The sequence below is a fragment of the Mesorhizobium wenxiniae genome (genome assembly GCF_002284535.1).
Taxonomy (GTDB): domain Bacteria; phylum Pseudomonadota; class Alphaproteobacteria; order Rhizobiales; family Rhizobiaceae; genus Mesorhizobium; species Mesorhizobium wenxiniae.
Map to the genome: position 1 here is coordinate 15,976 of NZ_NPKH01000004.1, position 22,982 is coordinate 38,957.

General features: G+C 63.8%; 16 protein-coding genes. 1 reads left to right on the forward strand and 15 read right to left on the reverse strand.

Translation table 11 applies throughout. The features are described from left to right. Window positions 1-76: 76 nt before the first annotated feature. The 7 genes from CIT31_RS01610 to CIT31_RS01640 all read right to left on the reverse strand — a co-directional run bounded on the left by CIT31_RS01610 (window position 77) and on the right by CIT31_RS01640 (window position 11,369). Window positions 77-1,351, reverse strand: coding sequence for an RNA polymerase sigma factor (locus tag CIT31_RS01610; RefSeq protein WP_095517190.1), 1,275 nt, complete (start codon window positions 1,349-1,351; stop codon window positions 77-79). Next, complete coding sequence (locus CIT31_RS01615; protein WP_095517191.1) at window positions 1,348-1,722, reverse strand: YciI family protein; 375 nt, start codon at window positions 1,720-1,722, stop codon at window positions 1,348-1,350. The genes CIT31_RS01610 and CIT31_RS01615 overlap by 4 nt, the downstream gene beginning before the upstream one ends. Window positions 1,723-1,835: 113 nt before the next feature. After that, entirely contained in the window at window positions 1,836-2,942 is a 1,107-nt protein-coding gene (locus tag CIT31_RS01620) for a DNA topoisomerase IB (protein ID WP_095517192.1), read from the reverse strand. 159 nt (window positions 2,943-3,101) lie between these two features. Next, window positions 3,102-3,986, reverse strand: coding sequence for a transglutaminase family protein (locus CIT31_RS01625; RefSeq protein WP_095517193.1), 885 nt, complete (start codon window positions 3,984-3,986; stop codon window positions 3,102-3,104). A 24-nt stretch (window positions 3,987-4,010) separates the two neighbouring features. Beyond that, window positions 4,011-6,416: a circularly permuted type 2 ATP-grasp protein gene (locus CIT31_RS01630; protein ID WP_095517194.1), complete on the reverse strand. Its 2,406-nt coding sequence runs from the start codon at window positions 6,414-6,416 to the stop codon at window positions 4,011-4,013. A gap of 6 nt (window positions 6,417-6,422) precedes the next feature. Further along, entirely contained in the window at window positions 6,423-9,800 is a 3,378-nt protein-coding gene (locus tag CIT31_RS01635; protein WP_095517195.1) for a transglutaminase family protein, read from the reverse strand. 378 nt (window positions 9,801-10,178) lie between these two features. Then, window positions 10,179-11,369 carry an acyl-CoA dehydrogenase gene (locus CIT31_RS01640; protein ID WP_095517196.1) on the reverse strand — a complete coding sequence of 397 codons (1,191 nt, stop codon included), beginning with the start codon at window positions 11,367-11,369 and terminating at the stop codon, window positions 10,179-10,181. Window positions 11,370-11,471: 102 nt separating this feature from the next. On the opposite strand from CIT31_RS01640, the gene CIT31_RS01645 reads away from it, so the two are divergent. Next, window positions 11,472-12,368 (forward strand): LysR family transcriptional regulator, encoded by an 897-nt coding sequence (locus CIT31_RS01645; protein WP_029349736.1) that lies wholly within the window; start codon window positions 11,472-11,474, stop codon window positions 12,366-12,368. Here the strand turns inward: CIT31_RS01645 and CIT31_RS01650 are convergent, their stop codons facing one another. From CIT31_RS01650 to CIT31_RS01685, 8 genes are all read right to left on the reverse strand, one after another. Continuing rightward, window positions 12,369-14,681 carry a Tex family protein gene (locus tag CIT31_RS01650; protein ID WP_095517197.1) on the reverse strand — a complete coding sequence of 771 codons (2,313 nt, stop codon included), beginning with the start codon at window positions 14,679-14,681 and terminating at the stop codon, window positions 12,369-12,371. A 128-nt stretch (window positions 14,682-14,809) separates the two neighbouring features. Further along, complete coding sequence (locus CIT31_RS01655; protein WP_095517198.1) at window positions 14,810-15,991, reverse strand: serine hydrolase domain-containing protein; 1,182 nt, start codon at window positions 15,989-15,991, stop codon at window positions 14,810-14,812. 26 nt (window positions 15,992-16,017) lie between these two features. Continuing rightward, the gene (locus tag CIT31_RS01660) at window positions 16,018-17,214 is read right to left on the reverse strand and encodes a serine hydrolase domain-containing protein (protein ID WP_095517264.1); all 1,197 of its coding nucleotides are present in this window, start codon (window positions 17,212-17,214) and stop codon (window positions 16,018-16,020) included. A 67-nt stretch (window positions 17,215-17,281) separates the two neighbouring features. Continuing rightward, on the reverse strand, window positions 17,282-18,316 hold the full coding sequence (locus CIT31_RS01665; RefSeq protein WP_095517199.1) for an ABC transporter substrate-binding protein: 1,035 nt from the start codon (window positions 18,314-18,316) through the stop codon (window positions 17,282-17,284). Between the two features lie 13 nt (window positions 18,317-18,329). Then, window positions 18,330-19,136, reverse strand: a complete 807-nt coding sequence (locus CIT31_RS01670) for an ABC transporter permease (protein WP_095517265.1) — start codon at window positions 19,134-19,136, stop codon at window positions 18,330-18,332. Continuing rightward, on the reverse strand, window positions 19,129-20,049 hold the full coding sequence (locus CIT31_RS01675) for an ABC transporter permease (RefSeq protein WP_095517200.1): 921 nt from the start codon (window positions 20,047-20,049) through the stop codon (window positions 19,129-19,131). Before CIT31_RS01675 ends, CIT31_RS01670 begins: the two co-directional genes overlap by 8 nt. Then, a complete protein-coding gene (locus CIT31_RS01680; protein ID WP_095517201.1) occupies window positions 20,049-21,143 on the reverse strand; it encodes an ABC transporter ATP-binding protein in 1,095 nt (364 codons plus the stop codon). Before CIT31_RS01680 ends, CIT31_RS01675 begins: the two co-directional genes overlap by 1 nt. 126 nt (window positions 21,144-21,269) lie before the next feature. After that, window positions 21,270-22,937 (reverse strand): amidohydrolase, encoded by a 1,668-nt coding sequence (locus CIT31_RS01685; RefSeq protein ID WP_095517202.1) that lies wholly within the window; start codon window positions 22,935-22,937, stop codon window positions 21,270-21,272. Window positions 22,938-22,982 lie beyond the last annotated feature (45 nt).

Here is a 22,982-nt window from a genome sequence, read left to right on the forward strand (position 1 = left end):
CATTACTCGTTTCAGGGAAAAATCGCCACCCCGGCATGGTCTAAGCCAAGGTCAGACCGTTGAACCAGTGACTCGTTCAGCGCGCTGTCTGCGCGGTTCCCCGCGCGGCGCCTTCCTTCATCAGGCGGTCGATATGCATGCGGATATGGGCGGCCTCGGCTGCCGTGTTGGCAAGAGCGATGGCACGGTCGAAGGCGATGCGCGCCTCCTCGCCACGACCAAGCTGCATCAGCAGGCCGCCTTTGAGGCCGAAGAAATGGAAATAGCCGGAAAGCCTTTGCTCCAACGGCTCGATCATGGCAAGTGCCGCTTGCGGCCCGCGCACCTTGGCGACCGCGACGGCGCGATTGAGCGTCACCACCGGCGACGGCTGCATCTGCTCGAGCAAGCTGTAGAGCAGGTCGATCTCGTTCCAGTCCGTATCCTCAGGCCTCGCCGCCCGCGCATGCAGGGCGGCGATCGCGGCCTGCACCTGGTAGGGACCCGGCTTCTGGTGGCGCAGCGCCTTGTCGACCAGCGCCAGCCCCTCGTCGATCATCTTGCGGCTCCACAGGCTGCGATCCTGGTCTTCGAGCAGCACGATCTCGCCATTCTCGTCGAAACGCGCCGGCGCACGCGCATGCTGGAGAAGCAAAAGCGCCGTCAGGCCCATGATCTCCGGCTCGGTCTGGAACAGCCTAAGCAGCAGCCTGGCCAGCCGGATTGCTTCTTCGCAGAGCGGCGCGCGGGCCGGTGCCTCGCCGCTGTTGGTCGAATAGCCTTCGTTGAAGATCAGGTAGACCATGGCAGCGACGGCGGCCAGTCGTTCGGACCGCTCAACCGCACCCGGCGTCTCGAACGGCACGCCGGCATCGGCGATGCGCGCCTTGGCACGGGTGATGCGCTGCTCCATGGCGCTTTCACCGACGAGGAAGGCGCGGGCAATCTGCTTGACGGTCAGGCCTGAAACGATGCGCAACGCCACGGCGATCTGCTGCGTCGCCGGCAGGTCGGGATGGCAGCAGATGAACAGCAGCCGCAATATGTCATCGCGGTAGTGCGCGCCGTCCAGCCGTTCGGCGATGTCGGTCTCGGCATCTTCCAGGTCGGAGATCTGGTCCTCTTCCGGCAGCGGCGCCTGCTTGGCACGTTTGCGCACCGCGTCGATGCCGCTGTTGCGGCCGACGAAGATCAGCCAGGCTGCCGGATCGCGCGGCGGGCCGTTTGTCGGCCAGTTCTTCAGAGCTCGCAGGCAAGCGTCCTGGAAGGCTTCCTCCGCCGCATCGAGATCGCGGAAGTAGCGCAGCAGCGCGCCCATCGCCTGGGGGCGGGCAGTGCTGATCGCCGTGCTGATCCAGGTAAGGTCGGTCATGCGGAAACCTTGGCGGGATTGAAGAGCGAAACCGGACGTATCTCGTAGGAGCCGCCGCTCGGGTTGACCTCGGAAAGTTCACGCGCAAAGTCGACGGCCTCCTCGAGATCGGCGCATTCGAGGGTGTAGAAGCCGAGGAACTGTTCCTTGGTTTCGGCAAATGGTCCGTCGATGACGACCGCTTCGCCTTTGACCTTTCTTAGGGTTGTCGCAGCGGTTGTCGGCAGCAGCCGCGCGACCGGGCCGAGCCGGCCCGCCTGAGCGTATTTTTCCTGCACGCCCAGGAGTTTTTTCATGACAGCGTCATCTTGCGCCTTGCTCCAGGAGCAGACGACGTCTTCGGAGGCATAGCAGAGGATCGCGTAAAGCATGGGTCGTCCTTTTCTCTGTCAAAGGACGAAACACTAGGGCCTATCCCGACATGACGTCGACAAAAAATTACGTCCTGCACGGATCACGAAAGCCTGCGGCGGCTCCGTTCGGTTCAGCTCCCCTGCGCCTTCAGCCATCTCAGTACGAGAGCCTCTTCGTCGTCAAGACCGGGTATCGATCGTTTCCGCTTGTTCGCATCCGCTATTTCGCTGAGCAGCCGTCCTTCGGACCAGGCATCGAAAACTTGCGGGTGGATGTAACATCTGCGGCAGATGGCGCGGGTGTTGCCCAGCCGCTCGGCGACCTTGTCGATGAGGTCGTTCATCACACGCTTCTGTTGCGCCCGGCTTTCGGGTCGTTCGGTTTGCGCAAACAGTGACGCAGCATGGATAGTGCCGCCCCAGGTTCGGAAGTGCTTGGAGCTGAAATCCGCCCCTGCCGTCTCCCTGATGTAGCGGTTGACGTCGTCGGATCGGATCGGTCGCCTGCTTCCGTCGTCGTCGAGATACTGGAACAGCTTCTGGCCCGGCAGATCCTGCGCCCCGCGCACGATCCTGGCGATCCGGCGATCGACGAGCTTCAGCTTCCATTCCTTGCCGGACTTGCCTTTGAAAGCGAAACGCAGGCTCGAGCCATTGATATCGACATGGCGGTCGCGCAGCGTGGTCAGCCCAAAGCTGTTGTTGTCGCGAGCGTAGGCGGCATTGCCGACGCGGATCATCGTGTTGTCGAGCAGCCAGACCACAGCGGCGACAACGCGTTCCAGCGGCAGGCCGTGACGGCGCAGATCGGCATCGATCTGGCGTCGCAGCTCAGGCAGGCTTTCTGCAAAGGCAACCAGGCTCAAATATTTGACGCCGTCACGCTCCTCCGCCCATAGCGCATGATACCGATATTGCTTGCGTCCGCGCTGATCACGGCCTGTCGCCTGGATGTGACCGTCAGCATCCGGCGAGATCCACACATCCGTCCACGCCGGTGGAATGGCGAGCGCCCTGATGCGGGCCATAGTGTCGTCGTCGACACCCTGCCCGTCAGGGCCTTTATATGAGAATCCCTTGCCAGCCCTGAGACGCCGGATACCGGGCTCGGCGTCGGTGAGGTAGGTAAGCGAGGCTCGATCGGCAGAGGCTTGCGACCCATTTGTCGGCGCCCCGTCTTTTGGTGCAACCTCCTTGCCAGCCGATCGGCCGGATGGCGACCCGGATTTGTCCAACATGTCCTCTCCGCGAGAAATTTTCCCGTAGATAAGCGCCGGACCCGCCGCTGGTTCCGCGAATGGCTTTCAGAATGATGTCAGGCTCACCGCGTGTGCGTTCGAGGAGCCGTCCTCTGTCTACGTTCGGCGCCTAGAAATCGAGTGCGGCCTCGCTTGCCGTTATGCCTTTTCCAGCACGACTGGAATGACGTCGACTGCTTGCTCGCCGACCTGCCCTCCGGTTGTTTTCAGGACGCCGACGATCGGCGCTACATCCGAATAGTCCCGGCCATGACCGACGGTGATGTGGTCGTTGCTTGCCCGCATGCCATTGGTCGGATCGAACTCCTGCCAACCGGTGTCGCGCCCGCACCACACCTTGACCCAGGCATGCATGGCGTCGGCCCCTTCCAGCCGCGGTTTTCCGCGCGGCGGAATGGTGCGCAGGAACCCGCTGACATAGCCGGCGGGGACACCCAGGCCGCGCAGGCCGGCGATCATGATATGCGAAAAGTCCTGGCAGACGCCCCGCTTCAGGTCGAAGGCATCGCTTGCCCGGGTCTGCACCGTAGTCGCCTCGCCATCATAGGTGAAATCGCGGTAGATCCGGTTGCACAGGTCCATGGCCGTGCTGACAGCGGAGTTGCCGGCACTGCTCCGCGCGTAGGCGGTGATCGCCGCATCGATGCCGGCATGGTCGCTGGCAGCCAGAAAGTGATGCGGTGTATCAGGCGACAGCGACCGCACCGCATCGAGTTCCTCCCTCAGCCGGCGAATGTCGGGCGACACGTCAAGCCCAGGTTCCGGCCGCGAAACCGCGACGCGCGCGCTCATCCTGATGTCGAGCGCATCGTGAACGTCGCGAAAGGCGATCGACGTGACATTGTTGCCAAAGAAATCGGAAAAATCCGAGCGTTCGCTCGGCGCCGGTGCGAAGGACAGCGAAGCGGCGATCACGCGCTGCACGCCCGATACCGTCGGCGGCAGCACGCGCACCTGATGGCGGCCGCCGCCGGCCGCAGCATCGTAATCGTAACGTAGCTTGAGCCTGATATCGTAGAGCATGCCCGCCTTTATCCGAACCCGTCCCTACCCGAAATAGGATTTGGCGAGGCTGTTGTAGAGGCCGCCGATCTCGTTGGCGAGATCGGCCAGGGCCGGCGCCGTCATGTCCGATGGCTCCTTGATGGCGATCGCCGTGTTGAGCTGCAGGATCTCTTTCGCCGCCGGCGACATGTGCCCCTCGCCGCCGACAGCAGGCAACAGCGCGATTTCGGCCTTCAGCCGCTCGAGCTGGAACAGGATGGAGCGCGGGTTGAGCGGATCGAGCACCAGGAGGTCGATCACAGTGCGCCGGCCGGCCTGCACCGGATACTGCCGCCGGTGGGTCATGACGCTGTCGCCGATCTCCAGCATCATGTCGAGCGCGCCGTCCGGCGCCGCAGCCCTGGTCAGCCTGGCGAGCGTGCGGGCAATCTGGATGCCGCGTTCCAACCGCCGGCCGATCTCCAGGAAGCGCCAGCCGGTGAAGCGGTACATATTCTCATGCAGCAGGCCGGAAAACCCGGCGAGCTTGCGCAGGATGACCGTCATCGCCCGCGTCGCATCATCGCCCGGCGCCACCGTTGTGGCGAATTGATGAATGGTCTTCGACAGATCCTTCAGCGCCAGCCAGCCATCGGGCGAGAAGCGGTCGCGGATTTGTCCGGCGCTGTAGACGGCGCTGTCCAGTGTGCCGATCAGCCCCGGCGGGATCGCGGTTTCGACGTCGATGCCGAACGGTTCGAGATAATCTCTGATATCGGCAAGCAGCGGCATGTCCGGGTCGGATGCCTCGGCCAGCCGCACGTGATAGGCGCGCAGGATGCGCACCGTGTCTTCCGATCGCTCGATATAGCGGCCGAGCCATGTCAGGTTTTCCGCCGCGCGGCTGGGCAGGCTGCCCGGCAAGGTGCGGGTGAAGGTGTCGTGCTCCTGCGGCAGCAGCGTCTCGCGCTCCACCGGTCTGTCGCTGACCACCCACACATCCGCCGCCTGGCCGCCGCGCTGCATGGCGATTGCCGTCGGGTCGAGCGAAAAGCCGACGCGGGCAAAGCCGCCGGGCATCACCGTCCAGCCTTCCGCGGTTCGCGCCAGATAGACGCGCAGGGCTGCTGGTCGCGGCTCCAGCCAGCCGCCGACATAGACCGGCGTGGTCGAAAGCGTCACCGCTTCCTGTCCGACGAAGCCGCCGCCGTCCCTTTCGATCCGGGCTATCAGTTCGGCCCGCTCCCCGGCAACCAGCGCCGAGCCCAGCCTCGTGGAATCGTCATCCTCGAAGGCAAGCCGCGTCGACAGCGCCGGACCGATCACCATGCGGTCGAGGTTAGCCAGCACATGGTCACGGTCCGCGTCCCGCCCGCACCACCACGTCGCGACACTCGGCAGCAGAAGCCCCTCGTTGCGCAATTCGCGCGAAATCTTCGGCAGGAAGGCGGACATCGCCCGCGTTTCCATCAGCCCGGAGCCGAGCGCGTTGACGGCTGAGACGGCTCCCATGCGGATCGCCTCGACCAGCCCAGGCGTGCCGATCTGCGACTCCGGCCGCAACTCCAGCGGATCGGCGAAAGCGGCGTCGAGCCGTCGCCACAGCACGCTGACCGGCATAAGCCCCGAAACGGTGCGCACCATAAGCCGGCCGCCGGAGACGGTCAGATCCTCGCCTTCAAGCAACATGATGCCGAGATAGCGAGCGATATAGGCATGTTCGTAATAAGTTTCGTTGAGCGGCCCCGGCGTCAGGATGGCGACACGGCCGCCTGATACCTTGGCCATGCCGTTCAGCGCGTCGCGAAAGCGGCGGAAGAAGCCTGCAAGGCGATGCACGTGCATCTCGCCATAGATGTCGGACAGCGCACGCGTGGTTGCGACGCGGTTTTCCAGCGCAAAGCCGGCACCCGACGGCGCCTGCGTGCGGTCACCCAGCACCCACCAGCGGCCGTCCGGTCCACGGCCGAGCTCGAAGGCGCAGAAATGCAGGAAATGGCCGCTGGCCGGTCTGGTGCCGACGACCGGCCGCAAATATTCCGGGCTGGCTGCGATCAGCCCCGGCGGCAAGATGCCCTTCTCGACCAGGCGGTTCGGCCCGTAGATATCGGCGATCGTTTCCTCGAACAGCTCGGCCCGCTGGACCAGCCCGGCGCTGATCGCGGCCCATTCCTGGTCCTCGATCAGCAGCGGCACATGCGCCAGCGGCCATTCGCGCTCATTGGCGCCGGCCTTGTCGTAGACGCGGTAATAGACGCCGGCGTCGCGCAGATACTGGTCGGCGCGAGCGAAGCGCTGGGCGAGCTTTTCGGGGCCCAGTTCCTCCAGTGCCTCGATGAAGTCCTTCCAGACCGGGCGGGGATTGCCTGATGCATCGACCATCTCGTCGACGACACCGTCGATCGGCTGATAATGCTCCAGCAGGTTATGCGATCTGCCGCGTATTTTCTTGTGATTCCCCTTTGCCATGGCTGATCAGAGTCTTGCAGGTCGCCTGAGGTCAAGGGTCATCGGGAAATCCTCAGAGGCTTGTTCGTCGCGCAGCACGTAGCCGGACGGCGTATGGCCACGCGGCTCGAAGCGGGCGAGCCGTCGCGCCTCCGCTTCATTGCCGTTGACCGGGAAGGTGTCGTAGCTGCGCCCGCCGGGATGTGCGACATGGTAGACGCAACCGCCGATCGCCCGCTCCGACCACCGATCGTAGATGTCGAAGACCAGCGGCGTATTGACCGGCAGCGCGGGATGCAGGCCCGATGCCGGCTGCCAGGCCTTGAAGCGGACGCCCGCCACCGCGATCTCTCTGGTGTCGGTCACCTTCATCGGCACGATGCGGCCGTTGCAGACGACCGCGTGACGCTCCGGGTTAAGCCCTTCGGTCTTCACCTGCAGCCGCTCGACCGAGGAATCGACGAAGCGCACGGTTCCGCCGATGGCGCCCTGCTCGCCCATGACATGCCACGGCTCCAGCGCTTGCCGCAGTTCCAGCTTGATGCCGGCATGCTGGACCTCGCCGCAGAACGGGAAGCGGAATTCGAGCTGCGCGTCGAACCATTCGGGACGGAATTCAAAGCCGTTCAGCTTGAGGTCGTCCAGCACGTCGAGAAAATCCGCCCAGACATAGTGCGGCAGCATGAAACGGTCATGCAGCGACGTGCCCCAGCGCACGAAGCGGCCTTCGAGCGGATTCTTCCAGGCGCGGGCGATGATGGCGCGCACCAGCAATTGCTGCGCCAGACTCATGCGCGCATTGGGCGGCATCTCGAAGCCGCGGAACTCGACCAGCCCCAGCCGGCCGGTCGGCCCGTCGGGCGAAAACAGCTTGTCGATGCAGATTTCCGATCGATGCGTGTTCCCCGTCACGTCGGTCAGAAGGTTGCGGAACAGCCGGTCGACCAGCCACGGCAACGGCGCGCTGCCACTGTCCGGATGCGGCACCTGCGCCATCGCGATCTCGAGCTCGTAGAGCGAATCGTGGCGCGCCTCATCGAAACGCGGCGCCTGGCTGGTCGGGCCGATGAACAGGCCGGAGAATAGATAGGACAGCGACGGGTGGCGCTGCCATTGCAGGACAAGGCTCTTCAGCAGGTCGGGGCGGCGCAGGAACGGGCTGTCGTTGGGTGTTGCGCCGCCGACGACGACATGGTTGCCGCCGCCTGTGCCGGTGTGGCGGCCGTCTATCATGAACTTGTCGGCGCCGAGCCGCGTCTGCCGCGCCTCCTCGTAGATCGCTGTGGTCGTCGCCACGCAGTCCTGCCAGTTCGCAGCCGGATGGATGTTCACCTCGATGACGCCGGGATCCGGAGCCACGCGGATGACGTTGAGGCGCGGATCGTGAGGCGGACCGTAGCCCTCGATATGCACCGGCAGGCCGATAACCTTTGCCGCGTTCTCGGCCGCTGCGACCAGTTCGAGATAGTCTTCCAGCGCCTCGACCGGCGGCATGAATACACAAAGCCGCCCGTCGCGCGGCTCGACCGACAGTGCGGTGCGCACCGCGCCGCCGATCTCGGTGATTTCCTGTTCGACACGGTCCTGCTGGCCGGTCGCGGCGGTGAAGGACGCCGCCTGCTGGCGTCGCACCATTTCGTCGGCGCCTTCCAATTCGGCTGGGGCAGCCTCCGGTAAAGGAGCGGCTCCAGGCAAAATAGTCTCGCGCGCCGGCAATGGTCCGCGCGGCAGGGAAGGATCGACCGGCACGATATACGGGAACTGCGCCGGCGGCACATGGGGCAGCGTGCCGAGCGGCAGGCGGTAGCCGACCGGGGAATCTCCCGGCACCAGGAACAGCTTGCCGCGCCGCGTCTTCCACTTCTCCGAACGCCAGCGCGGTCCGGACGCTTGGCTGTTCCAGCGCTGGACAGGCAGCACATAGCCCGATGGCTTGGTCAGGCCGCGTTCGAACACCCGCGCCATGCGGCTGCGCTCCTCGGGGTCGTCCAGCTTCGAATTGGACGGATCGACATTTTCCGGCAGCTTGCCTTCCTTGAGCAGCCACTCGGCCGGGTCCTCATAGGCTTCGCTGACCATGGTCTTGTCGATGCCGAGTTCATCGGCAATCGCCGTCAGCAGGCCTTCAGCCTGCTTCGGTCCGACAACTGCTTCGCTGTTTTCCCGTGCGATCAGCGATGGATCACTCCACACCGGCTCGCCGTCGGCGCGCCAGTACAGCGAGAAGGTCCAGCGCGGCAGGCTTTCGCCCGGATACCACTTGCCCTGCCCGTAGTGCAGGAAGCCACCGGGCGCGAAACGCTCACGCAGCCGGCGGATCAGCGCATCGGCTTTTTCGCGTTTTGTCGGGCCGACGGCGGCGGTGTTCCACTCCTCCGCCTCGAAATCGTCGATCGACACGAAGGTCGGCTCGCCACCCATGGTCAGCCGCACGTCCCCGGCCTCGAGCGCGGCATCGACCTGGTTGCCCAACGCGTCAAGCGCCTGCCAGCTTTCGTCGGAGAACGGCTTGGTGATGCGTGGATGCTCGGCGATGCGGTCGACCCGCATGTCGAAGCCGAACTCGACATTGGCGAAGCTGGCCATGCCGGAAATAGGCGCGGCGTTGCGGAAATGCGGCGTCGCGGCGAGCGGCACATGGCTTTCGCCGGTGAGCAGTCCGGAGGTCGGGTCGAAGCCGATCCAGCCGGCGCCTGGCAGATAGACTTCGCACCATGCATGAAGATCGGTGAAGTCGACGGCGGTGCCGGGCGGCCCGTCAAGCGCGACGAGGTCGGGTTTCAGCTGGATCAGATAGCCGGAGACGAAGCGCGCGGCGATGCCGAGGTTCCTCAGGATCTGCACCAGCAGCCAGCTCGTGTCGCGGCACGAGCCTTGCTTGGCGGCCAGCGTTTCCTCGGGTGAGAAGACGCCGGTTTCCATGCGCACGATATAGGCGATCTCGCGTTGCAGGCGCGCATTGAGGTCGACGACGAAATTGACGGTGTTGGTAGGACTGCGATCGATGGTCTGCAGGAACGCCGACAGCAGCGGCCCGGCCGGCTCCGGCGTCCGGTAGATGGCGAGATCGTCGCTGATCTCTTCCGGATACTCGAAGGGAAACGTTTCGGCCGACGGCTCGACGAAGAAATCGAATGGGTTATAAACCGTCATGTCGGCAACGAGGTCGACCTCGATCTTCAGCTCCGTCACAGGTTCCGGAAACACGAAACGCGCAAGGAAGTTGCCGTAGGGGTCCTGCTGCAGATTGACGAAATGGTTCGCCGGCCCGACCTTCAAGGAATGGCTGAGCACCTTGGTGCGGGAATGCGGCGCCGGCTGCAGCCTGATGACCTGCGGGCCGAGAACGACCGGCCGGTCATATTTGTAATGGGTCAGGTGGTAGACAGCTGCCAGAATTGCCATGGGGCCCCGAAAGTCGGCGTTTCAAACGAATTCGCCGAACCCTGACACAAATGCTGGCCATTCTCCAAGCAGAGATGTTGCGGTGCACCTAATTTAAGCAGCTATTGAACGCAACTCCGCTTAACACGACTGGCCACCGCTGGCCTCCAGCATCTGCGATTGGCGAAGGCCTCGGGTCTTCGTCGTCCTGGGGCGGAGCAAGGAGCGAAGCGCAGACCCCAGCATCCATGCCGTGACGCTAACCGAAGAATGCAGCAGTGCAGCACGAACCACTGTCGTGACCCTTCCCTGAAAGATCCTGCACCGCAGCGGCGCCTCGACTCAAGGCATGGACCCTCGGGTCAAGCCCGAGGATGACGAAGCGAAGGGCATGGCCCTTTAGAAAAACGCCTGCAATCCGGTCTGTGCCCGTCCGAGGATCAGCGCATGCACGTCATGCGTGCCCTCATAGGTGTTGACGGTTTCGAGGTTCTGCGCGTGGCGCATGACATGGTAGCCGATCTGGATGCCGTTGCCGCCATGCATGTCGCGGGCCTGACGGGCAATGTCGAGCGCCTTGCCGCAATTGTTGCGCTTGACGATCGAGATCATCTCCGGCGCCATCTTGCCTTCGTCCATCAGCCGCCCGACCCGTAAGCTGCCCTGCAGGCCGAGCGCGATCTCGGTCTGCATATCGGCGAGCTTCTTCTGGAAAAGCTGCGTGCCGGCCAGCGGCTTGCCGAACTGCTTGCGGTCGAGGCCGTATTGGCGGGCCCGGTGCCAGCAATCCTCCGCCGCGCCCATCGCACCCCAGGAGATGCCGTAGCGCGCCCGGTTGAGGCAGCCGAACGGACCCTTCAGGCCTGAGACATTGGGCAGCAGCGCATCTTCGCCGACCTCGACGCCTTCCATCACCACTTCGCCGGTAATCGATGCGCGAAGCGACAGCTTGCCGCCGATCTTCGGCGCCGAGAGGCCTGTCATGCCCTTTTCCAGCACGAAGCCGCGAATCTCGTTGTCATGCGCGGCCGATTTCGCCCAGACGACAAACACATCGGCGATTGGCGCGTTGGAAATCCACATTTTCGAGCCGGAGACCTTGTAGCCGTTCGCCGTCTTCTCGGCTCGCGTCTTCATGCCGCCCGGGTCGGAACCGGCATCCGGCTCGGTCAGGCCGAAGCAGCCGATCCACTCGCCGCTGGCGAGCTTCGGCAGGTATTTCTTGCGCTGCGCCTCCGAGCCATAGGCGTGGATCGGATACATCACCAGCGACGACTGCACGCTCATCATCGATCGATAGCCCGAGTCGATGCGCTCGACTTCCCGCGCCACCAGCCCATAGGTGACGTAGTTGGCGCCGAGTCCGCCATATTCTTCCGGAATGGTTATGCCGAGCAGCCCGGCCTCGCCCATCTCGCGAAATATCCCGGCATCGGTCTTTTCCTCGAGATAGGCTTCCTCGATCCGAGGGGCGAGCTTGTCGGCGGCGAATGCCGCGGCGCCATCACGCACCATCCGCTCGTCTTCCGAAAGCTGGTCCTCGATCAGGAAAGGATCATTCCAGACGAATGCGTTCTTGTCGGCTGCCATGGCCTCGGTCTCCAAATGCGGGGATGCCCGGGCTTATCGGCTTCCAGTTCGAAAAAATCAAACGAAATTGCTTCACCGATCAATGAGCGCTAGTAATGGATCATGAACGTTCAGCGCCGCCTTTTGCCTGGTATCAGCGCCCTTGCCGCCTTCGAGGCGGTGGCCCGGCTGGGCAGCTTTACCGCCGCCGCGCAGGAACTCGATTTGACCCAGGGCGCCGTCAGCCGGCAGATCAGGCTGCTGGAAGACCAGTTCGGCCGGCGGCTGTTCGAACGCGACAGCCGCAATGTCAGGCTGTCAGCGGCAGGCGAGATCTATGCCGAAGCGGTGCGCGCCGCGCTGGGTCAATTGCGCGACGCAGCCCTTGGATTGATGAGCAATCGGCATAGTGGCATCTTGAACCTCGCCATCCTGCCGACCTTTGGCACACGCTGGCTGATGCCGCTCATCCCGGATTTCGTCGAAAACAACCCGGACATTACCATCAATTTCGTTACCCGCATCGGCCGCTTCGACTTCGCTCGCGAAAGGCTCGACGCCGCCATCCATTTCGGCTTGCCCGACTGGCCGGACGCCGACTCGACGCTGCTGGTCCGCGAAGAGGTGGCGCCTGTCGTGTCGCCCGAATTTCTGGCCGGCCGCGCCATTGCCACACCCGCCGATATCGGTCGCCTGCCGCTGCTGCATATGGCGACACGGCCCGGCGCATGGACCGAGTGGTTCGAGCATCAGGGTTTGAGCGCGCCGACCGGGCCGGGCATGCAGTTCGAGCAATTCGGCACCGCCGCCCAGGCCTGCATGGCCGGGCTCGGCGTGGCGCTGCTGCCGCAGGTCCTCATCTCAGGCGAATTGCAGCGCGGCCAACTCGTGCCGGCGCCGGGCCGGCCGATGCAAAGCCGCAGCGCCTATTACCTGGTTGTGCCGCACGACAAGCGCGGCCATCCGCCGGTCGCCAGCTTTCGCGACTGGCTGCTCAGTCGCGTACCAGTGGTAGGGTGATTACTTCCGCTTCAACGCATCGGCCAATGCGGCGCCGAACGTGCCTTGCTGCGCGGACCGCTCCGGCTGACGCTGCGGCGCCGGCGCGCGCGGCACCGGTCTGTTGCCATTGTCGCGCGGCTTCGGTGTACCGCCGTCACCATCCCGACGCATCGAAAGGCCGATGCGCTTGCGCTTGATGTCGACCTCGACGACACGCACCTTGACCACGTCGCCGGCTTTCACCACCTCATGCGCGTCCTTGACGAAACGGTCGGCCAGTTGCGAGACATGCACCAAGCCGTCCTGATGCACGCCGATATCGATGAAAGCGCCGAACGCCGCGACATTGGTGACAGTGCCTTCCAGCAGCATGCCGGGCTTCAAATCCTTGATGTCGTCGACACCGTCGGCAAAGCTCGCGGTCCTGAAGCCGGGGCGCGGATCGCGGCCGGGCTTTTCCAGTTCCGCCAGGATATCACGCACTGTCGGCAGGCCGAACCGCTCATCGACGAAGACCCGCGGATCGAGCGCCTTGAGAGCGGCACTGTCGCCCATCAGCGAGCGGACGTCGCGTCCGCAGGCGGCGACGATCTTTTTCGCCACGCCATAGGCCTCCGGATGCACGGCCGAGGCATCGAGCGGTTCGGTGCCGTTGGGAATGCGCAGGAAGCCGGCGCATTGCTCGAAGGCCCGCGGTCCGAGCCGCGCCACCTTCAACAGGTCACGACGGCTGGCGAAGGGGCCGGCCGCATCACGGTGAGCGATGATGGCCTCGGCCAGCGATGTGCCAAGACCCGACACCCGCGCCAGAAGCGGCGCCGATGCGGTGTTGAGGTCGACGCCCACGGCATTGACCGCGTCCTCGACGACCGCTTCCAGGGAGCGGCCGAGCCGGTACTGGTCGACATCGTGCTGATACTGGCCGACGCCTATCGACTTTGGCTCAATCTTGACCAGTTCGGCGAGCGGATCCTGCAGCCGCCGCGCGATCGACACCGCGCCGCGCAGCGACACGTCGAGGCCGGGAAATTCCGCCGCCGCCGTTGCCGAGGCGGAATAGACCGAGGCACCCGCCTCGCTGACGATCACCTTGAGCGGCTTCGGCCCGGACTCGGCAGGCATATCGGACAGCATGTCGGCCACCAGCCTTTCCGTCTCGCGGCTGCCGGTGCCGTTGCCGATGGAAATCAGCTCGACCTTGTGCAGGCGGACGAGCTTTGCGAATTCGGCTTGCGTGCCGCGCACATCGTTCCTTGGCGGAAATGGATAGACCATCGTCGTCGCCAACAGCTTACCTGTGCCGTCCACCACCGCCACCTTGATGCCGGTGCGGATGCCGGGATCGAGGCCCATGGTGGCGCGCGAGCCGGCCGGGGCAGCGAGCAGCAAATCCTTCAGATTGCGGGCGAAGACATGGATCGCCTCCTCCTCGGCCCGCTCGCGCAGATCTCGCATCAAATCGAGAGTCAGGTGCAGCGACAGCTTTATGCGCCAGGTCCAGCCGGCCACCTCCATCAGCCAGCGATCGCCCGGCAAATGGCGGCCGATGGCGTAGGCGTCGGCAATCATCCGTTCGACCGGCTTCACCGGTGACGCGTCGTCGGCATCGATTTCGATGTCGAGGGACAGCACCTCTTCGTTGCGGCCGCGCAGCATCGCCAGCGCGCGATGGCTCGGCACGTTGGCCCATCGCTCGACATGGTCGAAATAGTCGGAGAACTTCGCGCCGGCCTCCTGCTTGCCGTCGACGACGCGTGACCGCATGAAGGCGCGTTCCTTCATGTAGGTCCGCAGTTTGCCGACAAGATCGGCATTCTCGGCGAACTGCTCGGACAGGATATCGCGCGTGCCCTCGAGCGCCGCCTTGGCGTCGGCCACCTCTTCGCCGATGTAGGCCAGCGCCAGTTCGGCGGGCACCGCCGCGCGGTCGGCAAGGATGGCCTCGGCCAGCGGTCCGAGCCCGCGCTCGCGGGCGATCTCGGCCTTGGTCCGGCGCTTCGGCTTGTAGGGCAGATAAATATCTTCGAGTTCCGCCTTGGTGGCGGCCGCTGCGATCTTGGCCTCAAGCTCTTCGGTCAGCTTGCCCTGGTCGCGGATCGAACCAAGGATGGTGTCGCGGCGCGCATCGAGTTCGCGCAGATAGGCGAGCCGCTCGGCAAGCAGGCGCAGCTGCGTGTCGTCCAGACCGCCGGTGACCTCCTTACGGTAGCGCGCCACGAACGGCACCGTCGCGCCTTCGTCCAGCAGGCCGATCGCCGCAGCGGCCTGTTCGGGCCGGGCAGCGATCTCGGCTGCTATGATGGCTGCGATGCGCTTGATGTCGGATGCCATGTCGTTCCTGCTGTCTTGTCGAAAAGAGCGGCGACCATAAGCGCAGAGCGTCGCTCCGCCAACCGCGGCGTTTTCAACCGCGCAATAGGTCCACAGGAAAGCTGCGATGGCGGTCGGCCTGGATAGAGTCAGACCATCCGGCTCAGCGCTTCGAAGAAGGCGACCATATCGACATCGAGCGGCTCGTCGACCGGCTCCGGCTGCGACGACATCTTTGCGATGACGACCTCGGCCTTCGGATTGACATAGAGCCACTGGCCGTGGATGCCGATGCCGCAGAAAGCGCCGCTTGCCGCGCCCGTCTGGTACCATTTGTTGCGGTAGCGGCCTTGCGGAAAGAGGAACGCCATCGTGCCACGCTGCCAGGCCTCGCTGTCTCCGCCTGTGCTGACAGTGTCGCGCACCCAGGCTTCCGGCACGATGCGGCGGCCATTGGCCGTGCCGCCTTGCCGCATCATCTCGCCGACCTGCGCCAGATCGCGCGGCGTGACTGAAATGCCGCCGGCCGTGCGGGCGGTGCCCTCGCTGTCTACCGTCACCGACGCTTCGCTCGTTGCACCGAGCGGCAGCCACAATTTCTCGTGCATCAGCTCGGCGAAGCGCTGGCCGGATGCGCGTTCGAGCAGGATGCCGAGCAGGTCGGAATTGGGCGAGCGGTAGCGGAACGTCCGGCCATGCGGCTCGGCAAGGCGCTGCAGCGTCAGGATGAAATCGACTAGGCTTTCGGTGCCGCCACCCGGATTCCACAGCGTCGCACGGCGATAGCGGGCAAAGGCGCTCTCCGGATCGAGATACGCTTCTTCGAAGTCGAGGCTGATGGTCATGTCGAGCACATGCCGCACGCTGGCGTCGCCATAGGCCGAGCCGGCAGCTTCCGGCAGATAGCGGGTCACCGGCGCCTGCGGATCAAAGATCCCTTCGCCTTCCAGTATGCCGGCCAGGATGGCGGTCAGCGACTTGCTGATCGAGAAGATGATGTGGCGCGCACCGAACTGCATATGCGGTGCGAACCAGTCGCCGACGAATTTGCCGCCTTTCTTGATCGTCAGCGCGTCGGTATCGGAACGCGTGAGAAAGGCTGCAACAGTCTCCGGTCCGCCGGCCAGGATGACTCGCTCGCCGAGCAGCCCGTCAAGAGCCCGCGCTGACGCCTCACCGCTGGCTGGCACGGCTGCCACGCGTGCGCTCGGCACTAACTCACCGACATTCTGGAACGACCACCGGCTGAACGGGCTTTCGCGCCAGTTGCCGAGCAGAACTTGGTTGCGGCCAAAGCCATATCTGGTCTCGAACGCGGTCTTGCCGGTCATGCGTTTCCTTCCGGTTTTTTTGGAACTTAGGCCAGCGCGGCGGCGATCGCGTGCACGGCTTTCATCGTCGCCACCGAATAGGCGATGTCGGTGAAATCCGGGTAGCTCGAAAGCTTCACCACGACCATTCTCGTGTTCCAGTCGATATGGATCAGCTGCCCGAACACGCCCCGGCACATCAGCGCGCGTGAGCGCGGATCCTCGATCCAGAACTGGTTGCGGTAGCTGCCTTCCGGCAGGCTGGGATTGAAATCCGGCCCATGCCTGCCATTGCGCGTCGCCTCGATCCAGTCGGCCGGCACCACGCCGCCGCCATTGTCGAGGATCAGCTGGCCGAAGCGGCCATAGTCCCGCAGCGTGGCGTTGAAGCCGCCATCGGCCACGGCGTAGCCGGCGCTGTCGATGGTGAAACAGGCGCTTTCATCCGCCCCGAGCTTTTGCCAGAGTTCCTCCGAAACCAGCTGCGCCAGCCGCTTGCCGGTCACCCGCTCCATGATAAAGGCGAGCACGTCGGTCTCGATCGAACGGTATTCGAAGGCAGTGCCATGCGGCCGGATTGTCTCCTTGAGCCGCAGGATCAATTCAAACATATGCGACGGCCACTCGAAGGCCGGATCGCTGTCCGGCGGCACCGGTTTCCAGCCGCTGGCGACATCGACCTGGCCGATATCGGAATAGCGGTCGGTGTATTCCTCGGAAAAACGCACGCCTGTCGTCATGTCGAGCACGTGCTGCACGCTGGCGCCCGCCCAGCCGGTCGCACCAAGCTCCGGCAGATAGGTCGTCACCGGCCTGGCCGGATCAATCAGGCCGCGCCCGACCAGTATGCCGAACACCGAAGCGGTGACCGACTTCGCCATCGACTGCGACAGATGCAGCGTGCGCTCGGCCATGCCGTTGAAATAGCGCTCATAGGCGATTTTGCCGTCCTTGAGCACGAGCAACCCGTCCGTATAGGTTTCGTCGAGCAGCCCGGCCAGCGTCGTCGGTGCGCCCGTGCTGTCGTTCACCGGCAGCGCATCGAGATCGACTTCGGCTCGCTCGAACCGGCGGCGATGGCCATTGCCGCGCCAGACTTCGACGGTCGGCAGAATTTCGCGGATGTGCTGGAACGCCCACCGGTTCCAGGGTCCCCTGTCCCAGTCGAGCTTCGGCGGCACCATCTTGGGCGGCGACCCCTGCATGATCGGCGGCACCGGTTCGCTGTTGCGGTAGGATGTCATGAGATGCGTCCCGGCAAACATGAAAACAGACCCGGCGGCGCCCGCCGCCGGGTCCGTCACGATGCGATTACTTCTGCAGTTCGGTCCATATCCTGGTGTAGAGCGCCTGGACGTCGGGTGCGCAGCTCAGCATGAATTTGCCCTTGTCGGCGAACTCGGCGGGGATGTTGACCTCCGGCGCCGTCTTCATGTCCTCAGGCATGAAGGCTTCCGATCCCTTGATGCCGTTGGCGTAGCGCGCGAAAGACGAGATCAGCGCGGCGTTCTCGGGATCCATGATGAAGTTCTGGAACAACTTGGCGTTTTCGACGTTCTTGGCGTCCTTCAGCACCGCGAGATTGTCCATCCAGATCGGATAGCCCTCCTTCGGATAGCCATAGACGATATCCTTGTTCTGCAGGCGGGCGCGGAAGGACGCGCCGTTCCAGTCGACGCTGGCTGCGAAGTCGCCCTTGGCGAACTTCTCGACTGTGCCGTAGTCCATGGAGATCCATTTCGGCTTTGCCGCCACCAGCGCATCGCGCACCTTCTTCAGCACCTCCTTGTCGCCGGTGCAGGGCTCGCCGCCGACATATCTGATGGCGAGATGCATGACATCGGCCATTTCGGGAACGACGTTGACCTTGCCGACCAGTTCCTGCGGCGGGTCCAAGAAGATAGCGGAAGTGTTGGGATCGCCCTTGTAGACCGAGGTGTTGACCGTGACGCCTGTCGTGCCCCATTGCCACGGCACGGTATATTTGCGGCCCGGATCGAAAGGAACGTCGACCCATTTCGGGTCCATGTTCTTGAAGTTCTCCATCTTGCTGGGCTCTGTCTCCAAGAGCAGCCCTTCCTGGATCCAGATCGGCACGAAGCTCGCCGAGGGCACCACGATGTCGAAGCCGCTGCCGCCCTGGCGGATTTTGGCCAGCGCGGTGTCGTTGGAATCGTAGTCGGTGACTGTCACCTTGACCTTGTATTTTTCCTCGAATTTCTTGATGAGGTCGGGGCTGGTGTAGTTGCCCCAATTGTAGATGTTGAGTTCGCCATCGGCGCGGGCGAGACCCGCCGAGGCGAACAGCGCAGCGCTGAGCGCCGTCGCAGTCAGTTTCCAATTCATCGTTTCTCTCCTGTCACTCCTGATCCTTTTTCCTGCTGATGAAAAAGAAGACGGTGACGATCAATATCGAGATCAGCAGGAACACCGTCGAAATCGCGTTTATTTCCGGCGTGATAACGCGCCGGAACTGGCCGAGCATGTAAGTCGGCAACGTATCCTGGCCGCCGGACTTGACGAACTCGGTGATGACGACATCATCCAGCGAGATGACGAAGGCCAGCATCAGCCCGGCAAGGATGCCTGGCCAGAGCAGCGGGAAGGTGACGCGCCGAAAAGCCTTCCATGGTGTCGCGTAGAGGTCGGCCGCAGCGATCTCCAACGACAGATCCATGTTCTCGAGCCGCGCCCGGATCGGCAGATAGGCAAAGGGAATGCAAAAGGCCGTATGCGCAGCCATCAGGTAGCCCAGCCCCGAATAGCCGGTCCAGATCTTGATGCGCGAAAAGAAGATCAGCAGCGCCACCGCGGTGACGATTTCCGGCACCATCAGCGGCTGGTTGATGAAGGCGTATTTTAAGCCGAGTCCGGGATAGGGTTTCGTTCGGGTTGTAGCGAGTGCAGCCATGGTGGCGACGATCGTGGCAATAGTCGCGGCGACCGAAGCGATCTGCAGCGACCGCATCGAGGCATCGACGACCTGGTCGTTGTTCCAGGCCTGATAGAACCAGCGCAGCGACACGCCTTCCCAGATCGCGATCGAACTGCCTGCGTTGAAGGCATAGACGACAACCGTGACGATCGGCAGGTACAGCGCGAAAAAGCAGATCATCGCGATTGTCGTGAAGCCGGTCTGCCGGCGAATGTCGAAGCGGCTAGCCATGCGCGCCGCCCTGGCGCCCGGCGGAGCGGACATAGAAGAGCAGCGCGACCATCACGATCGCCATCAGCGAGAGCGACAGCGCCGAGCCGAGCGGCCAGTTACGGCCTTGCCCGAACTGCAGCTCGATCAGATTGCCGAGCATCATATTCTTCGTCCCGCCGAGCACGCGCGGGGTGACATAGGCGCCCAGCGCCGGGATGAAAACGAGGATCGAGCCGGCGATGATGCCAGGCTTGACCAACGGAACGATGACTCGCCTCAGCACCTGGAACCGGTTGGCGTAGAGGTCGTAACCCGCCTCGACCAGCCGGAAGTCGATCTTCTCCAGGCTGGCATAGAGCGGCAGCACCATCAACGGCAGATAGACATAGGTCATGCCGACCATCAGCGCGAAATCGGTGAACATCATCTGGATCGGCTGGCTGATGATGCCGAGCTTGATGAGCACCGTGTTGACGATGCCCTCGTTGCGGATCACCTCCTGGATGGCGAAGGTGCGGATCAGCAGATTGGTCCAGAAGGGGATGGTGATCAGGAATAGCCAGACGTTGCGCTGCCGCGTGGGCCGGGTGGCGATGAAATAGGCGGTCGGAAAGCCAAAGAGCAACGTGAAGATCGTTGTCATAAACGACAGCTTGGCCGAACGCCAGAAGATCGACAAATGCGCGTCGGCGAAAACCAGCGTGTCGTCGAAGATGTCGCGCTGCATCACCACCGACAGCCAGCCGTCGGTGGAGAATTTCCACACCACGTCGCCATAGGGGCCCGGCGTCAGGAACGAATAGATCACGACGATCAGCAGCGGGCCGGTCGCCGCCAGAAAGATGATGATCAGTGCCGGCGCTGACAGCAGCCAGCGATCGCGGATATCTCTGCGTTCGGCTTCCTCGGCGACTTCTTCCGCGCTCGCCATCAGTCCCTCAGCACTTGTGCGGCGTCGTTGCCGATCGAAATGCCGACCTTGTCTCCCCGCTCGAAACCGCAGCCGGCGCTGCGCGTGTTCTGCTGGCGCACCGTGAAGGCCTCGCTGCTGTCCAGGCGAACATGGATGTGCGTGTCGGTGCCGAAATAGACGATGTTTTCGACCGTGCCCGACAGGTCGCCCTTGCTGCTGGTCAGCTTGGCATGTTCCGGCCTGACCACCACGGTGGCATTGTCCTTCGGCTGAAAGCCCTCAGCCACGGTCGCGTCGATCGTCGCGCCGGATTTGAGCGTTGCTCGTGCCTTGCCGTTGGCCATGCCTGATATGGCCGCGGTCAGGAAATTGGTCTCGCCGATGAAGTCGGCGACGAAGCGCTCCGCCGGCTTGTCATAGATATCCCAAGGCGTTCCGACCTGCAGGATCTTGCCCGACGACATCACCGCGATGCGGTCCGACATGGTCAGCGCTTCTTCCTGGTCGTGGGTGACGAAGATGAAGGTGATGCCGGTCTCGTGCTGCAGCCGCTTCAGCTCGATCTGCATGTCCTTGCGCAGCTTGAAGTCGAGCGCCGACAGCGGCTCGTCGAGCAGCAGCACTTTCGGCTGCGGCGCCAGCGCCCGCGCCAGTGCCACGCGCTGCTGCTGGCCGCCCGATATCTGGCTGGTGCGGCGGCCGCTGAGCGCTTCCATTTTGACAAGCTTCAGCATCTCGGCAACCCGCGCCTTCACGTCGGCTTTGGGCTTGCCGAGCATTTCGAGGCCGAAGCCGATATTCTCGGCCACCGTCATATGCGGGAACAGCGCATAGTTCTGGAACACGGTGTTGACCGGCCGCTTGAACGGCGGCAGCGGTGCGATGTCCTGGCCATGCAGCAGGATCTCGCCGGCGCTCGGGAAATCGAAGCCGGCGATCAGCCGCAGAAGCGTTGTCTTCCCGCAGCCGGACGGACCAAGCAGAGTGAAGAACTCATTCTCGCGGATCGACACCGAAATCGTGTCGAGGGCGGCGACCTGTGACTCCCCGGTACCGAATACCTTGCGGACGCCACGAACTTCAATTGCACTCTTACCCGGTTGTTCCGGCACGATTACCCCATTCTTGTGTCCGCTCTTCAGGGCGGATCCAGTTCCCACTCGATTGTCAGCACACGGCGCATGGCTTGGCAAGCATACATCTGAATGTCGATTCAGAACGCAATTCCCGTGCCACCGTCAGGCCTGATAAGTGACCTTGCCGCCGCAGATCGTCGTCATCGGCCGCACCGTATGCAGCGCTTCCGGCGCGGTGGCCTCGATGTCGCCTGAGAGCACCACGAGATCAGCCAGAAAGCCTGACTTCAGGCGGCCCTTGCGATGCTCCATGAACTCGGCATAGGCGCCTTCCACTGTATAGCCCGCAAGCGATTCATGCAGCGAGAAACTCTGGTCGGGATCGCTGTCTGCCCATGGTTTGCGCAGCACTGCCGCCTGAATGCCCAGAATCGGATCGATCGGCGAGACCGGCCAATCGGAGGCGAAGACGACGCGCGCGCCGGCATTCTTCAGCGTCCGCCACGCATAGCTCAGAGGCCAGCGGGCAGGCCCGATGCGCGACACCGTTGGTTCCAGCGGCACGCCCATGCTGCCCGGCGGATGCGGTGGCTGCATCGAGGCAATGACTCCAAGATTTGCGAAACGCGGTACGTCGGCGGCGGTGACCACCTCGATATGCTCGACCCGATGCCGGCTGTCGCGCCTGCCATTCGCCTTTTGCGCTGCCTCGTAGCCGTCGAGCACGGCGCGCACGGCGCCGTCGCCAATCGAGTGCACCGCCATCTGCAGCCCGCGCCTGTCGACGGCCACGGCAAGATCGATGAATTGCTGCGGCGTGAAAAGCGGCTCGCCTACCCAATCCGGACGATCCGCATAGGGCTCGACCATCACCGCCGTCCACGAATCGAGCACGCCGTCGTAGAACACCTTGACCATGCCCGACGACAGCCATTCGCCTTGGTAGCGCTCAGCCATCACTGAGGCTTTGTCGAGCATGTCGAGGGTCATGAAATTCTTATAGTGGAACGGCACCTGCACGCGGCAGAGCAAGCCGCCTTCGGCCTCGATCTCGGACAGGAGTTCGAGCTGGTGCAAATTGCCGTCCATGTTCTGGATCGACGTGATACCGTGCCTGGCACACCATTCCAAACCGCGGCGCATGATCGCCCGGTCGGAGGCCTGCTCCGCCGGCGTCGGCTTCGGGTCCGGCTCGCCGCCGGTGGCCAGGCCGAGCCGTACGCGATCCTCACCGGCCAGCGCGATCAGCGGCCCGAAGGCCTCGCCCTCACGCAATTCGCCACTGGCCAGCCCGTCGTCGCCCATGACGATCTCATTGCCGGGACCAAGCCGCTTGCCTCTAAGCAGGCCGGCCAATTCCAGCCCCTTGGTGTTCGCCCACATTGTGTGGTGGTCGGGCGCCGCCATGACGAAGGGACGGTCCGGCAGGATACGGTCGAGGTGATGGCGGCTGACCCGCTCAGTCGCCGACAGGATGGTATAGTCGGCGCCTTGCGCCTGCAGGACGGATAGATCCGGCCGCTTTGCTGCATAATGGCGAACAGCATCGCAAAGCGCATCGAAACCGTGGATGCCCATCAGCTGGAGGTGATCGAGCTCGGCCGCGCCGGCGAAAAGATGCATATGCGCTTCGATGAAGCCGGGGACGACCGAGCCGCGCTCGGCGTCGATGACGCGCGTGCCGGGTCCCTTGTGCTCCAGTACGGTCGCGCGATCTGCGATCGCAATGATTTCGCCGCCCTTGATGGCTATGGCTTCGGCGCTGGGAGTATCGGGATCAATCGTCAATATGCTGGCGTTCTCGACGATCAGATCGGCCGATGGCGGCATAATTTTCTCCCGTTTGAGCTTAGGCTAGCAGAGTATTGGCGTCTG

Coding starts and splice junctions, on each gene's coding strand:
- CIT31_RS01610 (WP_095517190.1), bottom strand. CDS start 1,351: ATGACCGACCTTACCTGGATCAGCACGGCGATCAGCACTGCCCGCCCC.
- CIT31_RS01615 (WP_095517191.1), bottom strand. CDS start 1,722: ATGCTTTACGCGATCCTCTGCTATGCCTCCGAAGACGTCGTCTGCTCC.
- CIT31_RS01620 (WP_095517192.1), bottom strand. CDS start 2,942: ATGTTGGACAAATCCGGGTCGCCATCCGGCCGATCGGCTGGCAAGGAG.
- CIT31_RS01625 (WP_095517193.1), bottom strand. CDS start 3,986: ATGCTCTACGATATCAGGCTCAAGCTACGTTACGATTACGATGCTGCG.
- CIT31_RS01630 (WP_095517194.1), bottom strand. CDS start 6,416: ATGGCAAAGGGGAATCACAAGAAAATACGCGGCAGATCGCATAACCTG.
- CIT31_RS01635 (WP_095517195.1), bottom strand. CDS start 9,800: ATGGCAATTCTGGCAGCTGTCTACCACCTGACCCATTACAAATATGAC.
- CIT31_RS01640 (WP_095517196.1), bottom strand. CDS start 11,369: ATGGCAGCCGACAAGAACGCATTCGTCTGGAATGATCCTTTCCTGATC.
- CIT31_RS01645 (WP_029349736.1), top strand. CDS start 11,472: ATGAACGTTCAGCGCCGCCTTTTGCCTGGTATCAGCGCCCTTGCCGCC.
- CIT31_RS01650 (WP_095517197.1), bottom strand. CDS start 14,681: ATGGCATCCGACATCAAGCGCATCGCAGCCATCATAGCAGCCGAGATC.
- CIT31_RS01655 (WP_095517198.1), bottom strand. CDS start 15,991: ATGACCGGCAAGACCGCGTTCGAGACCAGATATGGCTTTGGCCGCAAC.
- CIT31_RS01660 (WP_095517264.1), bottom strand. CDS start 17,214: ATGACATCCTACCGCAACAGCGAACCGGTGCCGCCGATCATGCAGGGG.
- CIT31_RS01665 (WP_095517199.1), bottom strand. CDS start 18,316: ATGAATTGGAAACTGACTGCGACGGCGCTCAGCGCTGCGCTGTTCGCC.
- CIT31_RS01670 (WP_095517265.1), bottom strand. CDS start 19,136: ATGGCTAGCCGCTTCGACATTCGCCGGCAGACCGGCTTCACGACAATC.
- CIT31_RS01675 (WP_095517200.1), bottom strand. CDS start 20,049: ATGGCGAGCGCGGAAGAAGTCGCCGAGGAAGCCGAACGCAGAGATATC.
- CIT31_RS01685 (WP_095517202.1), bottom strand. CDS start 22,937: ATGCCGCCATCGGCCGATCTGATCGTCGAGAACGCCAGCATATTGACG.